14 protein-coding genes are annotated in these 14550 nt (G+C 69.0%); 2 read left to right on the top strand and 12 right to left on the bottom strand.

The genetic code is table 11. The features are described from left to right. The first annotated feature begins 61 nt into the window (after positions 1-61). Positions 62-625, top strand: a complete 564-nt coding sequence (locus B842_RS09140; RefSeq protein ID WP_040086289.1) for an NADPH-dependent FMN reductase — start codon at positions 62-64, stop codon at positions 623-625. Between the two features lie 74 nt (positions 626-699). Here B842_RS09140 and B842_RS09135 read toward each other — a convergent pair whose 3' ends face one another. From B842_RS09135 to glnA, 4 genes are all read right to left on the bottom strand, one after another. Further along, entirely contained in the window at positions 700-1224 is a 525-nt protein-coding gene (locus B842_RS09135) for a TetR/AcrR family transcriptional regulator (protein ID WP_052437848.1), read from the bottom strand. A gap of 9 nt (positions 1225-1233) precedes the next feature. Beyond that, on the bottom strand, positions 1234-1740 hold the full coding sequence (locus B842_RS13230) for an SRPBCC family protein (protein ID WP_052437847.1): 507 nt from the start codon (positions 1738-1740) through the stop codon (positions 1234-1236). Positions 1741-1812: 72 nt separating this feature from the next. Further along, positions 1813-2958 (bottom strand): hypothetical protein, encoded by a 1146-nt coding sequence (locus B842_RS13895; RefSeq protein ID WP_040086286.1) that lies wholly within the window; start codon positions 2956-2958, stop codon positions 1813-1815. A gap of 97 nt (positions 2959-3055) precedes the next feature. Next, positions 3056-4492 (bottom strand): type I glutamate--ammonia ligase, encoded by a 1437-nt coding sequence (glnA, locus tag B842_RS09120; RefSeq protein WP_040086285.1) that lies wholly within the window; start codon positions 4490-4492, stop codon positions 3056-3058. A gap of 175 nt (positions 4493-4667) precedes the next feature. Here glnA and B842_RS09115 point away from each other — a divergent pair, with 175 nt between their 5' ends. Continuing rightward, positions 4668-5144 (top strand): RDD family protein, encoded by a 477-nt coding sequence (locus B842_RS09115; RefSeq protein ID WP_040086283.1) that lies wholly within the window; start codon positions 4668-4670, stop codon positions 5142-5144. On the opposite strand, the gene B842_RS09110 is transcribed toward B842_RS09115, so the two are convergent. The 8 genes from B842_RS09110 to gcvP form a co-directional block, all read right to left on the bottom strand. Beyond that, the gene (locus tag B842_RS09110; RefSeq protein ID WP_040086281.1) at positions 5141-5713 is read right to left on the bottom strand and encodes a GyrI-like domain-containing protein; all 573 of its coding nucleotides are present in this window, start codon (positions 5711-5713) and stop codon (positions 5141-5143) included. The genes B842_RS09115 and B842_RS09110 overlap by 4 nt on opposite strands. Before the next feature lie 13 nt (positions 5714-5726). Beyond that, entirely contained in the window at positions 5727-7346 is a 1620-nt protein-coding gene (locus B842_RS09105; protein WP_040086280.1) for an aspartate:alanine exchanger family transporter, read from the bottom strand. Between the two features lie 91 nt (positions 7347-7437). After that, positions 7438-8226, bottom strand: coding sequence for a DUF4191 domain-containing protein (locus B842_RS09100; protein ID WP_040086278.1), 789 nt, complete (start codon positions 8224-8226; stop codon positions 7438-7440). A 33-nt stretch (positions 8227-8259) separates the two neighbouring features. Continuing rightward, positions 8260-9303, bottom strand: coding sequence for a lipoyl synthase (gene lipA, locus B842_RS09095; RefSeq protein ID WP_040086276.1), 1044 nt, complete (start codon positions 9301-9303; stop codon positions 8260-8262). 43 nt (positions 9304-9346) lie between these two features. Next, entirely contained in the window at positions 9347-10102 is a 756-nt protein-coding gene (lipB, locus tag B842_RS09090; protein ID WP_040087516.1) for a lipoyl(octanoyl) transferase LipB, read from the bottom strand. Positions 10103-10131: 29 nt separating this feature from the next. Continuing rightward, positions 10132-10530 (bottom strand): glycine cleavage system protein GcvH, encoded by a 399-nt coding sequence (gene gcvH, locus B842_RS09085; protein WP_040086274.1) that lies wholly within the window; start codon positions 10528-10530, stop codon positions 10132-10134. 35 nt (positions 10531-10565) lie between these two features. After that, positions 10566-11669, bottom strand: coding sequence for a glycine cleavage system aminomethyltransferase GcvT (gcvT, locus tag B842_RS09080; protein WP_040086272.1), 1104 nt, complete (start codon positions 11667-11669; stop codon positions 10566-10568). Beyond that, positions 11666-14527, bottom strand: coding sequence for an aminomethyl-transferring glycine dehydrogenase (gene gcvP, locus B842_RS09075; RefSeq protein ID WP_040086271.1), 2862 nt, complete (start codon positions 14525-14527; stop codon positions 11666-11668). The genes gcvT and gcvP overlap by 4 nt, the downstream gene beginning before the upstream one ends. Positions 14528-14550 lie beyond the last annotated feature (23 nt).

Raw genomic sequence — 14550 nt, 5'->3', positions numbered from 1 at the left:
GTTGCGTTCATGTCAGCAGAAGGTTAATGTTGACGTATCACCAACGTATGAGGGAGAAAAAATGAAGATCGCCGTGTTCGTCGGTTCCATCCGTGAGGGCCGCTCCGGCCTCCGCATCGGCCAGTGGGCCATCGAGCAGCTGGAGGCCCGCAACGACGGCCACACCTACGAGCTCGTCGACATCCTCGAGCAGGATCTCAACCCGAACACCGCCATCCCGCCGCGCATGGTCGAGAACGGCGCCTACGCGGACCCGAAGACCCTGGCCTGGGCCGAGCTCATCGGCGGCTACGACGCCTACATCTTCGTCACCCCGGAGTACAACGCCTCTGTACCGGGCCCGATGAAGGACGCCTACGACCTGCTCTACGCCGAGTGGACCGGCAAGCCGATCAGCTTCATCGGCTACGGCTCCGACGCCGCCCGCACCGCCATCTCCCACTGGAACGACATCGTCACCCGCGTGGGCATGATCGTCACCCCGGCGCAGGTGGAGTTCACCTTCCAGGAGCACTTCCCGGACTTCGTGTTCACCCCGGGTGAGAGCGGCGCCGCCATGCTCGCCAACGTCGCCGACGAGCTTCTCGACGCCGCCGACCGCGTCGCCGTCGAGGTCGACGCCTAGTTCCTCCGTCAGGGACGCCACGCAACCTCCTTCCCGGAGGTCGTGTGGCGTCCTTCTGCGATTCTCCCGCCGCTCTACGCCGAGTAGAGTTCGGCGGTGCGTTCCCAGAGTCTGTCGATGTCCGTCCCCTCCGGGAACCGCCCGTCCACCTCGAGGATCGCCAGCCCGTGGAAGGAGGCGAACAGGGCCTGTGCCGTCGTGGGGGAGTCGGTGACCAGTCTGAAGGGGGTGCCGGCCCACTCCTCCAGCCCCTCCGGGAGCGCCTCCCGGTCGAGTGGTCCGGAGGTGGCCAGCCGGTAGTGGTGGGGGAAGGTCCTCGCCTGTTCGCGGTAGGCGCGGGCCAGGCTGGCGGGGGACCTCTCGGTGGCCACCGCCTGCCAGCAGGCGTCGCCCATCGCCAGGAACGACTCGGTGAGGATGAACGTGCGCAGTTCGTCCTTGTTCGCCGCGTGGTTGTACAGCGAGGGGGCGCGCATGCCGACCCTCTCGGCCAGCAGGCGCATGGTCAGCGCCTCCCAGCCCAGTTCCTCGAGCAGGTTGCGGGCGACCTGGACGATCTCGGCTGTGCGGGGGCGCAGGGGCGGGATTTCAGGACGCATGGGTGCAATCTACCCGTGTCGGGCCTGGATGTGTTTCGCGAGCGCGGCGGTGCTCACCGCAAACTCCTCCTCGAGGTTGAACCAGGGGCGCAGCGGCGTGACCAGGATGCCGCGGAACACCTCCCCCTGGGTGATCGTCACCTGTCCGGGTGTCGGGCCGGGGTCGATGCGGTAGTAGTGCTCGCCGTCGGCGATCCACCGGACGCCCAGACTGCCCCGCCAGCGCAACTGGCTGCCGGGGGTGGCGACGAGCACCACCGGCTCGAAGGTGAGTTCAGTGCCCCCGGAGTGGGTGCGGTTGAACAGACGGCTGCCGACGACCGGTTCACCCCGCAGTTCCGCCGTGTACGGGTTCCAGGTGGGGTGGTTCCCCAGGTCGGCGATGACGTCCCAGGCGGTGTCCGCGTCGGCGGTGGCGACGGCACTGTGCTCGACGCGGTAGGGGAGGAGCAGTCCGCTCAGGGCGGTGGCGGTCAGGAGGGTGGTGAGGGTGAGTGCGATGGTGCGGGTTTTCATGACGCGCCCCTTTCCAAAAGACTAACGCCGTTAGCGTTCATGCTAACGGCGTTAGTGGGTTCTGGTCAAGGGTCAGCGGCGGGGGGTGGTGAAGCTTCCCGACGCCTGGACCGTTCCGTCGTTGATGACCTCGTAGGTGTACGTCGTCCGGGGACGCAGCTTGTCCCACGGATCACCGAGCCGCAGGGTGCTGACGCCGCGGCCACGGACGGTCTCGTACCAGTAGGTGCCGTACGGGCCGTACACCCAGACCGTGGTGTGGCGGGCGGCCTCGGCCGGGACGTCGAGGGTGAAGTACGCGTAGTCGCGGGTGGCGGTCACGTCCGTGACCCACTCGTGGATCACCGGGACGGGGTCCTCCTCCGGCTCCGGCTCCGGCTCCGGGTCAGGCGTGGGCTCCGGGTCAGGCGTGGGCTCCGGGTCGGGCGTGGGCTCCGGCAGCACCGGCAGCACCTGGCCGAGGAAGGTGCCGAACTTGCCGCCGATGTTGTAGTGGTCGATACCGGCCGGCCAGGTGCCGGTGCTGGTCACGCCGGCGGCGAGGTAGTAGGCGTAACCGGACTGCGCACGGCCGAGCGCGTCGTAGCCCTCGGGGGAGTTGGCGGCGGTGTCCTCCAGTCCGGTGATCCAGTGCATCGACATGGTGGCCAGCGTCTGCGCGGTGAAGGGCTCCTCGGGCGGCCAGGCGCGTCCGCCGCCGCCGAACATCACCACACCCTGTGCGCCGAGCCGGTTGGCCTGGGAGGGGATGAAGCAGACCGAGAGGAATTCCGAGCCACCCGAGAAGCCGGACAGCCACAGCGGGCTGCTGTCGTGGGTGCCGCGGATGTGGGCGAGCAGATCGTTGAGGTAGGCGATGTTCGGTGCGCAGGACGTCCACCAGGTCTTGTCGGCGGAGGGGGTGCGCACGGAGAGCACGTCGAAACCGTGGGAGTGACCCCGGGCGACAATGCCCGCGGATCCGGCCAGTGCGTAGGTGGAGCGGGGGTTGTCGTGCCCGTACTGACCGTCACCGTCGAGGTGGACGAGGAGTCCGGCGTTCTCGCGGCCGGAGGGGTAGAAGTGGTAGTTCGAACTTGTGCCGTGGCTGTCGGTGTAGGGGACGAATTCCTGGGGGCTGCCGGTGGCGGCGTGTGCCGCGGGGGCCAGGGACAACGCCAGGAACAGTGACAGGATGAGGGATGCGAGGCGACGGGGGCCTGCCAGGGATATGTTCACGGTGGAAAGTATAGTTACTGTCAGTTAGCTGACAGGGGAGAGGCGCGCAACCCCCGCGTCGGAAAGCTCCGGCGCGGGGGTTGCGGTGGGGGCATGGTCAGCAGTCGTAGTACAGCTCGAACTCCAGCGGCGTCGGGCGCAGACGGGCCGGGGTGATCTCGTTGTCGTACTTGAGCTGGATGTAGGCCTCGATGAGGTCCTCGGTGAACACGTCACCCTCGGTGAGGAAGTCGTTGTCCTCCTGCAGGGCGGCCAGGGAGGCCTCGAGGGAGGTCGGGGCCTGCGGGATGGCGGCGGCCTCCTCCGGCGGGAGCTCGTAGAGGTCCTTGTCCACCGGGGCCATCGGCTCGATGCGGTTCTTGATGCCGTCGAGGCCGGCGAGCATCATCGCGGCGAAGCCGAGGTACGGGTTGCCGGACGGGTCCGGGGCGCGGAACTCGATGCGCTTGGCCTTCGGGTTGGAGCCGGTGATCGGGATGCGGATCGCGGCGGAGCGGTTGCGCTGGGAGTACACCAGGTTGATCGGTGCCTCGAAGCCCTTGACCAGGCGGTGGTAGGAGTTCAGCGTCGGGTTGGTGAAGGCCAGGACGGCGCCGGCGTGGTGGAGGATGCCGCCGATGTAGTAGCGGGCCATGTCGGACAGGCCGGCGTAGCCGGACTCGTCGTGGAAGAGCGGCTCGCCGTCCTTCCACAGCGACTGGTGGGCGTGCATGCCGGAACCGTTGTCGCCGGCGATGGGCTTGGGCATGAACGTGGCCGTCTTGCCGGCGTTGAAGGCGGTGTTCTTGATGATGTACTTGAAGGTCTGCAGATCATCGGCGGCGTGGAGCAGGGTGTTGAAGCGGTAGTTGATCTCCTGCTGGCCGCCCGTGCCCACCTCCTTGTGGAAGCGCTCGATGTGGAAGTCGGCGTTCTGCAGGTGGCGCACCATGGAGTCACGGATGTCCACGGTCTGGTCGTAGGGGGCGACCGGGAAGTATCCGCCCTTGACGCGGTTGGTGTAGCCGAGGTTGCGGCGGCCGTCGAGACGCTCCTCCTTGCCGCGGTTCCACCAGCCCTCGTCGGAGTCGACCTCGTAGAAGCCGCCGTTGGTGGAGGTCTCGAACCGGACGGTGTCGAAGAGGTAGAACTCGGCCTCGGCGCCGAAGAAGCAGGTGTCGGCGATGCCGGTGGAGGCGAGGTACTCCTCGGCCTTGCGGGCGACGTTGCGGGGGTCGCGGGAGAAGGGCTCGCGGGTGAAGGGGTCGTGGACGAAGAACTTGATGTTCAGCGTCTTGGCCTCGCGGAAGGGGTCGAGCTTGGCGGTCTTGAGGTCCGGCAGGAGGTTCATGTCGGACTCGTCGATCGTGGTGAAGCCGCGGATGGAGGAGCCGTCGAAGGCGAGGCCTTCCTCCGCCGCCTCCTCGTCGAACATCGAGGCGGGGATGGTGAAGTGGTGCTCGGTGCCCGGGACGTCCGTGAAGCGGACGTCGACGAACTCGACGTTTTCATCCTTGATGTACTTGACGACTTCTTCGATCGTGTTGAAGGCCACGATGACTCCTTGGTTGTTGACGCTCTAGGTCGTGCGGTATCTCAGCCAGTCTACAGGTGCGGGCACCGCTCCCTATTACCTGTCGCTCATTCTAAACTGCTATCTGTTGACCGATCAATAGTCGCAGGAAACTCGAGTTTCCCCTGCCCGCACGCCCCCGGCTAATGTCTACGGTATGGCGAACCCCAAGCGTAGCTGGCTCGACGGCCCCCAGATCCCCGGCGAACACGAGGACCCCTTCGCACCCGGCCGGTACCCCGGAGAGAAACTCGGCCTCCCCGAGACCGGCCCCGGCTCGCTGGCCTCCGTGGCCCGCCGCACCGGCGGCGTCCTCATCGACTGGTTCATCTGCCTCGGCCTGGCCATCGTGTTCACCAACTACTCCCACGCCCTGGGCGGCACCGGCACCGTGGTCTATATCTTCTGGGTCATCCTGGGCATCATCTTCGGCTGGCTCTTCGCCCGCACCCCGGGCCACATGCTGCTCGGCATGGGTGTCGCGCGTGTCGACGTCGGCGGCGCCAAGGTCGGCCTCTGGCGCGCCGTCATGCGCACCCTGCTCACCGGCCTCATCCTCCCGGCCGCCATGGTCGACTCCGACGGCCGCGGCCTCCACGACCGCGCCACCGGCACCGCCGTCATCCGCGGCTAGAGCTCCCGCACCGGCTGCCGCAGCACCGTCCGCAGCTTCTCCGGGGCGGTCCGGCGCGCGTCACTGAGATAGATCTCGTGGTGCGGCCCGTTGAACGTCAGGCCGCGCGCCGGCATCACCTCATCGTGCAGACGGGCCAGCGTCGGCCCCTCCGCATCGTAGGGACCGACGTGCATGATCTGCAGGCAGCGCCCCTCGTCGATGAACTCGACCGCGACGTCGACTCCCGACCAGTCCTCCTCACGGACCTCCGCGGGCAGGGGGAGGAGCATCCGCCAGCGCCAGGCATCCTTGCGGCGGGTGACGAAGTCACGGGGGTCCTCCGCCCACCACAGCCCCTCGAGAGGGCCGACGACGAAGGCCTCCCCGGTACGTTCCCGGAAGGCCCTGCGTACCGCATAGCCGGCGGGGTAGAGCGTCTCCAGCGCCGCAGGGTAGCTCGGGGAGGTGTTGGGGTCACCTTCCCCGGCGACGGAGAGGTAGCGCATGGGAGGCACGACGACCTCGCTGAAGTCGCTTGCCGACGGCCGGTACAACTCCGGCAGGTCCTTCTTCAGGTCGATCGTCACGATGCCCCGGCCCCTACAGCAGCAGGAAGAGCAGGATCTGCGCCGCGATGATCTTCGCGACCATCGACACCGGGTACACCGACGTGTACCCCATGGCCGGCAGGTCGTTGCGGGTCACGTCGGAGACGTACGAGAGCACCGCCGGGTGCGTCTGCATGCCCGCGAGGATGCCCGCCGTCTCACCGAAGGAGAGCTTGAGCACCTTGTAGCCGATGACGAGCACCAGCACGGAGATGAGCAGGGTGATGAGCGCACCCACGCCGATGATGGTCAGCGACGTCGGGTCGGACAGCGCCGCCCGGAAACCCGCGCCGGCGGTCGTGCCGATGGCGGCCAGGAACAGGGTGATGCCCAGCTGCCGCAGCGCCAGGTTGGCGCCGTAGGGGATCTGCCACACGATGCGGCCCGAACGTCCCAGAGCGCCGAGGATGAGGGCCACGACCAGCGGACCACCGGCGGTACCCAGCTTGAGCGACGCCCCACCCGGCAGCGGCACGGCGATCATGCCCACGGCCACGCCGATGACGAGGCCGATGACGAGGGGGAGGAGGTTGACGTCGGAGAGGCGGCGGTAGGAGTCGCCGAAGAGGCGGGTGACCTTGCCCATGCGCTCGTGTGCCGCGACGACACGCACGCGGTCACCGAGCTGCAGGATCGTCTCCGGGGTGGCCACCATGTCGTGGTCACCGCGCCGCACGCGGGTGATGAGCATGCCCGAGAGCTGCGGACGCAGCTTGGACAGGGGGATGCCGACCAGGTCGTTGTTGGAGACGAAGATGCGCCGGTAGTCCAGGTCGTGGCCGTGGAAGGGGTCACCGGGCAGGGCCTCGCCGATGAGCGTCGCGGCGCGGTCGAGCTCCTCCGCGGTGCCGACGACCGAGAGCACGTCGCCCGGCTTCGCCCACGCGCCGTTGCCCGGGAGCCGCTGGTCACCGTCGCGCTCGAGGCGGGAGACGATGACCTCCAGGCCCAGATCCTCCGGGAGGTCGGCGATGGCCTGCAGATCGTCACGGTGGACCAGGATGCGTCGGGTGTAGAGCTCGTGGATGGCCACCCCGTGGTCGATGGCCTCCTGCTGGTGGTCGACGCGGAACATCTTGCCCAGCACCGCGATGGCGAGGATGACGACGATGACGCCCAGCGGGTACGCCAGCGAGTACGCGACCAGTGGCAGGGGCTCCAGGGCACGCAGCTCGCCCTCGTCGGTGACGAGCGAGGGCAGGGCGTCGACCACCGCGGCCATGGCCGGGGTGTTGGTCAGCGCACCGGTGAACATGCCGGCGCCCGTCACCGCGTTGATGTCCAGGAGCTTCACCAGCCCGTAGGCGGTGGCGGTGATCACGGCGAACACGCCGATGGCCAGGGTGTTGTTGCGCAGGCCCTTGGAGCGGAACGTCGCGAAGAAGTCGTGCCCCGACTCCAGGCCGATCGTGTAGACGAACAACGCCAGGCCCACGATGTAGATCAACGGGGGGATCTGGATGGCGGGCTCGATGGCCGCCATCACCAGGCCGACGAAGAGGACGGCGGCGACACCGAGACGGAACCCGAGGATCCGGATGCGGCCGAGGAACAGGCCGACCGCCATGATCACGAGCAGGGCGAGAAGAGGGTTCTCCACGAAAACGTTCACGGACTCATCGTGCCAGACGGACCCCGGAACGGCAGAACGTCCCGTGCTCCCCTTTGACGGGAATCACAGGACGTCTGAGGTGGCAGAGAGATTACTTGCTGCGGCGCTCGTTGGCGCGACGCATGCGGCGGTTCATGCCGGACAGGTTCCCGCCCTTCGGCAGCGGACCCTTCGGCAGTCCCGCACCCGGCTGGGAGGAGCCGATGGTGTCCATGGCCTCGATCTTCGCGTTGACCGAGTAGACCTCGTTCTTGCGGTAGTTGCGGGGCAGCTTGAGCAGCTCGCGCTGCAGGTTCTTCAGCGGCACCTGGCCCTCGCCGTCACCGACGTACATCTCGTACACCGGGACATCGCCGGCCAGGCGGTCCAGACGGCGCTTCTGCTGGTTGACCAGCTCCTTCGCCGCGTTGGTGTTGCCCTCGGCGACGAGGACGACACCCGGGTTGCCCACCACGCGGTGCACGATGGCGGACAGGGAGCGGTTCATGGCCACGCCCTGCTTGGTGTGCCACACGATGCCGACGGTGTTGCGCAGGTTGTCCAGCGCCCAGCCGGCCGCACCCGGCTGATCGCCGACGCGGTCGTACATGGTCTTCTCCAGGCGGCGGGAGAAGATGTACATCGCCAGGACGGCACCCAGGAAGATACCCAGGATGAGCGTGAACCACTGGCCGCCCCAGGCCAGGCCGATGAGGAAGAGGAGCGCGGCCACACCCACGACGGAGAGCACCATCAGCGGGACGAGCATCTTGTCCTGCTTGCGCTGGATGTTGAACGCCTGCCAGAGCTGGGCGCGCGTCTCCTTGCTCTTCGCCCGCTTGGCGGCCCGTGCCTCTGCCTTCGCGGCCTTTGCTGCCGCCTTCTGCTTGTCGTCTGCCATGGCCTCTACTTTAGGTCAGGGTCCGGTGGGTGCCTAACGTGAGGTGACCGGTGTGTCCTGGGAGGGGCCGTACTTGGCCAGGAGGGTGGTGGCCTCCTGGTCGGTGCTGCCCTGCGAGGTCTCGGCCAGGTGCTTGAGGTGGTCGGGGATCTCCCGGCCGCGGGCGGCCATCGCCTGCGAGTAGAGACGTCCCGCACGGTAGGAGGAACGGACCAGCGGGCCGGACATGACGGCACCGAAGCCGAGCTCCTCGGCGAAGTCCTTGTGCTCGACGAACTCCTCCGGCTTCACCCAGCGGTCGATCGGGTGGTACATCGGGCCGGGGCGCAGGTACTGCGTGATGGTGATGATGTCGCAGCCGGCGCTGTGCAGGTCGGTGAGGGCCTCACGGATCTCGTCGAGGGTCTCGCCCATGCCGAGGATGAGGTTCGACTTGGTGATCAGCCCGTAGTCGTGGGCCTGGCGGATCACGTCGAGGGAACGCTCGTAGCGGAAGGCCGGGCGGATGCGCTTGAAGATGCGCGGCACGGTCTCCAGGTTGTGGGCGAACACCTCGGGGCGGGACTCGAAGACCTGCTCCAGCAGCTCGGAACGGCCGGAGAAGTCGGGCACGAGGTTCTCGACGCCGGTGTTCGGGTTGAGCTCGTGGATCTGGCGGACGACCTCCGCGTAGAGCCAGGCACCCTCGTCCTCGAGGTCGTCGCGGGTCACGCCGGTGATGGTGGAGTAGTTCAGGCCCATCTCGCGGACGGACTCGGCCACGCGGCGCGGCTCGTCGCGGTCCAGCGGCTCCGGCTTCGCGGAGTTGATCTGGCAGAAGTCGCAGCGGCGGGAGCAGTTGGCGCCGCCGATGAGAAACGTCGCCTCGCGGGACTCCCAGCACTCGTGGATGTTGGGGCAGCCCGCCTCCTGACAGACGGTGTGCAGGGAGGCGCCCGCCACCTTCTTCTTCATGTCCTCGTACTCGGGGCCGGTCTTCACCGCGTTGCGGATCCAACGGGGCTTCGTCTCGATGGGGGTCTGCGCATTGCGCTTCTCCACCCGGAGCAGCTTGCGTCCTTCAGGTGCGATAGTCACAACGCCACCATACTCTTTCTACTGATAGGGATAAACTTAGAGGTCAGCGCGTTTTCGCGGGAATCTTCGTCGGATCGGGCGCCGATCCGAAGGTGTGGTCCGCGACGGCGAGTTCACCGGCGAGGGCGGCCAGGAGGGCGTCGACAAGCGGTGCCGTGACCTCCCCGACGCTGACGTCGCGCCCCAGTTCCATGCTGAGGGTGGTGACGTCGGCGTCGTCGATGCCGCACGCCACGATGTGCCCGTAGTGCTCGAGCGTGTTCGAGCAGTTCAGGCTCAGCCCGTGCATGGTCACCCCGCGGGTGACACGGATGCCGAGCGCCGCCACCTTCCGGTCGCGTCGGGTCCCGTCGGCGGGGACCCAGACTCCGGAGCGGCCGTCGATGCGACCCGCATTGCCGACGCCCACCTCCCGCACCGTCGCGATCACCGCCTCCTCGAGGCGGCGGACATAGTCCACGACGTCCACCGGGTCGGCCAGTTTGATGATCGGGTAGACCACCAGCTGTCCCTCGCCGTGCCAGGTGATGCGGCCACCCCGGTCGACGTCGATGACCGGCAGGCCGTTGGTGGGGCGGTCCTCCGGCTGCGTGCGCTTGCCGGCGGTGTACACGCTCGGGTGCTCGAGGATGAGGAGCTGGTCACCGATCTCCCCGGCCGCGCGTTGCGACGCCAGCTCGGCCTGCAGATTCCAGGCCTCCTGGTAGTCGACGACGCCGAGATAACGGATCTCCGGGGGCTCGCCGGAGGCACGGATGGAACGGTCCGCAGGGAAGAAGGGCTCACGGGGTGCAGTCATGATGGGACCAGGGTACCGGTCCCGGGCGGTCACACGCCGTTGGCCTCCGCGTACTCGGCGGCGGTCATGAGCGGTCCGACCTCGTCGACCTCGACGGCGAAGAGCCAGCCCGCGCCGAAGGGGTCGTCGTTGATCACGGCGTAGTCGTCGTGGACCGCGTCGTTGACCTCGGTGACGGTGCCCGTGACCGGCGCGTAGAGGTCGGAGACCGACTTCGTGGACTCGACCTCGCCGCACGGTTCACCGGCGGTGACGGCGTCACCGACCTGCGGGAGCTCCGCGTAGACGACCTCGCCGAGGCGTTCGGTGGCCACGGAGGTGATGCCGACCTTCACGGTCGCGCCGACGGCGTCCTCGGGCGTCGCGTCGATCCACTCGTGGTCCTCGGAGTAGGAGTAGTTCCCGGGCAGGGAGTGCTCGGTGGCCATGGTGGGGGAGCCTTTCCGTTGGTGGTGGGTTCAGGTTATCGTGCGGCGCGGCGGTAGAAGGGCAGGTCGACGATCTCGAAGGGGTGCCGCCTCCCACGGATGTCCACCTCCAGTGCCGTGCCGGCCGCGGTGACGTCGGGGCGCAGGCGGGCGAGTGCGATCGGGTAGCCGAGCACCGGCGCCGGCTGCCCGGAGGTGACCACGCCGACCTGTTCGCCGTCGAGGTAGACCTCGGCGCCCTCGCGGGCCGCGCGGCGCCCCAGACCCCGGAGCCCGACGATGGCGCTGGTCGGCTCCCTGCCGACGAGGGCGTCGCGGCCGACGAAGTCCCCCTCCTTCGAGGCGAAGGCGCGGGCCATCCCGGCCTCCACCGGCGTGATGTCGCGGGTGAGCTCCTGCCCGTAGAGGGGGAGCCCGGCCTCCAGGCGCAGGGAGTCCCGCGCCGCCAGTCCGGCGGGCAGCATGTCGTAGGCGGCGCCGGCGTTGAGCAGCGCGTCCCACAGTTCAGCGGCGTCCGCGCCGGAGACGTAGAGCTCGAAGCCGTCCTCCCCGGTGTAGCCGGTGCGGGCGAGCAGCGTATCGACGCCCGCCACCGTCAACGGGGCCGCCGAGTAGAACTTCATCGTGCGCACGACCGACTCGTCGTCCCCGGCGACGAGGTCGGCGATGATCTGCTCGGCGCGGGGGCCCTGCACAGCCAGCAGCGCAGTGTCGGCGGACTCGTCGGCCAGCTCCACGTCGAAGCCGGCGGCGCGGGCCCGGAACTCCTCCCACACGGTCTCCGTGTTCGCCGCGTTGGGGACCACCAGGAACTCGTCCCCGGCGAGGCGGTAGGTGAGGAGGTCGTCGAGGATGGCACCGGTGGCGTCGACAAGCATGGAGTACCGCGCCTTACCCACGGGGAGCGTGGAGAAGGCGGAGAGCAGCGCATGGTCGAGGAACTCCGCGGCCTGTGCGCCCCACACGCGGATCTCACCCATGTGCGAGAGGTCGAAGAGCCCGGCGGTGGAACGGACGGCGCGGTGCTCGTCGAGCTCGTTGCCGTAGCGCAGGGGCATGTTCCACGGGCCGAAGGGGGTGAAGGAGGCCCCGAGCTCCACATGACGCTCGTGGAGGGGGCTGGTACGCAGGTCGGTCACTGGTTCTCCTCGGAAAGGTCGAAGGCCTCGGGCGGCGGGCAGGCGCACACGAGGTGGCGGTCACCGTAGGCCTCGTTGAGGCGGCGGACCGGCGGGAAGTACTTGGTGCGGCGCAGACCGGGGACCGGCCAGGCCGCCTGCTCACGGGTGAAGGCGTGGTCCCAGTCGTCGCGGGACACGCTCCACGCGGTGAACGGCGCGTGGTGGAGGACGGAGTCCTCGTAGGCGATGTCGCCGCCGCTGATCTCGTCGATCTCCGCGCGGATGGTGAGCATCGCCTCGATGAAGCGGTCGAGCTCGGCGAGGTCCTCGGACTCGGTCGGCTCGACCATGAGGGTACCGGCGACGGGGAAGGAGAGCGTGGGGGCGTGGAAGCCGAAGTCGATGAGGCGTTTGGCCACGTCCGTGGCGGTGACGCCGGTCTGCCTCGTCAGGTCGCGCAGGTCGAGGATGCACTCGTGCGCCACCAGGCCGTTGCGGCCGGTGTAGAGCACCGGGAAGGCCTCGCCCAGGCGGTGGGCGACGTAGTTCGCGCTGAGGATCGCCGCGGCGCTGGCGCGGGTGAGGCCGTCGGTGCCCATCATGGCGATGTACGCCCAGGAGATCTGCAGGACGCCCGCCGAGCCGTGGCGCGTCGCAGAGACGGGCACGCCGGTGCCGACCGCCGCCGGGGTGGCGCCGTCGAGGGAGGTCGGGTCCGCCGGCAGGAAGGGGACGAGGTGCTCCGCGACGCACACCGGGCCCACGCCCGGGCCACCGCCGCCGTGCGGGATGGTGAACGTCTTGTGCAGGTTGAGGTGGGAGACGTCGCCGCCGATGCGGCCCAGCAGCGCCAGGCCGGTCAGGGCGTTGAGGTTCGCGCCGTCGATGTAGACCTGCCCGCCGACCGCGTGCACCCTGTCGCACACCTCGCGCACGGTGTCCTCGAAGACGCCGTGCGTGGAGGGGTAGGTGATCATGATCGCGGCCACCTGCGGGCCGTGCTCGGCGAGTTTCGCGTCGAGGTCGTCCATGTCGATGGAGCCGTCCCCGGCGGTGCCGACCACCACGACCCGCAGGTGCGCCAGCGTCGCCGACGCCGCGTTCGTGCCGTGCGCCGAGGCCGGGACCAGGCAGATATCACGGTCCATGTCCCCGTTGGCCACGTGGTAGCGGCGGATGGCCAGCAGTCCGGCCAGCTCCCCCTGGGAACCCGCGTTGGGCTGCACGGACACCTTCGCGTATCCGGTGAGCTCCGCGAGCCAGCCCTCCAGCTCCGCGATGAGCGCCAGCCAGCCCGCGGCCTGGTCGTCGGGGGCGAAGGGGTGCATGTCGGCGAACTCCGGCCACGTGATCGTCTCCAGCCCGGCGGTCGGGTTGAGCTTCATCGTGCACGAACCCAGCGGGATCATCGTGCGGTCGAGCGCGAGATCCCGGTCCGAGAGCGTGCGCAGGTAGCGCATCATCTGCGTCTCGGAGTGGAGCGTGGAGAAGACCGGGTGCGTCAGCGTCGGCGTCTGCCGCGCCACGGACGCGGGGATGCAGCGGGTGCCCGCCGTCAGGGAGGCGCCGAAGACGGCGGCGAGCTTCTCGACGTCCCCCTCCTCCGCCGACTCACCGAAGCTCACGCCGACGGTCGTGCCGTCCACGGCACGCACGAGGTAGCCCGCCTCCGCGAGCGTGCCGACGATCGGTCGTGCAGCCTCCACCCGCACCGCGACGGTGTCGAAGAAGGCGTCGTGCAGCACCGTCCCGCCGGCGGCGCGGACGGCCGCCGCGAAGTCACAGGCCAGACCGTGCACGCGCTCCGCGATGGCACGCAACCCCTCGGGACCGTGGTAGACGGCGTACATGCCGGCGGTGACCGCCAGCAGCGCCTGCGCGGTGCAGATGTTCGACGTCGCCCGCTCGCGACGGATGTGCTGCTCCCGGGTCTGCAGCGCGAGCCGGTAGGCGGGGGCGCCCTCGGCGTCGACGGACACGCCCACCAGGCGGCCGGGGATCTGGCGCTTGAGGGCGTCACTGACGGCCATGTACGCGGCGTGCGGGCCACCGTAGAACAGGGGCACGCCGAAACGCTGCGAGGAGCCCACCGCGATGTCCGCCCCCATCTCACCCGGCGACTCGAGCAGGAGCAGCGACAGGGGATCGGTGACCACGGTGGCCAGACCCCCGCGTGCGTGCACGGCCTCGATGACCGGGCGGGGATCGGCGATGTCGCCCTCCGTGCCGGGGTAGGCGATGACGACGCCGCAGAGATCCTCACCCACCAGCGGGCCGGACAGGTCCTCGACGGCGACCTCCAGGTCGATCGCCCGGGCCCGCTCCGCAGCGACGGCGAGGACCTGGGGGTGGAGGCGGGCGTCGAGAAGCACCCGCCGCCCCTTCCTCTGCGCCCGCGACATGAGGCCGACGGCTTCGGCGGTGGCGGAAGCCTCGTCGAGGAGCGAGGCGTTCGCCACCGGCAGGCCGGTGAGCTCGGAGACCATCGTCTGGAAGTTGAGCAGCGCCTCGAGGCGGCCCTGCGAGATCTCCGGCTGGTACGGCGTGTACGCGGTGTACCAGCCCGGGGCCTCGAGCACCCCGCGGCGGATCACCGGGGGAGTGACCGTGTCGGAGAAACCCTGCCCGTAAAAGGAACGGAGCACCGTGTTCCGCGAGGCGTACTCCCGCAGTCGCGCCTGCGCCTCCGTCTCCGAGAGGGGCGCGTGCCGCGGGAGAGGTTCGGTGAGGCGGATGTCGGTGGGCAGGGCGGCGTCGACAAGCTCGGCGAGGGAACCGTAGCCCAGCGCCCCCAGCATGACCTGCTCCTCCGCGGTGTCGGGGCCGAGGTGTCGGGCCAGGTAGGAGGCGGAATCGGTGATCGGGTGCAGGGCCATGCGGAATCGCTCCTCGATGGGGG

Source organism: Corynebacterium humireducens NBRC 106098 = DSM 45392 (assembly GCF_000819445.1).
GTDB lineage: Bacteria > Actinomycetota > Actinomycetes > Mycobacteriales > Mycobacteriaceae > Corynebacterium > Corynebacterium humireducens.
Note: the sequence above shows the minus strand (reverse complement) of the source record. Positions and strands in the feature narration are given on the sequence as shown.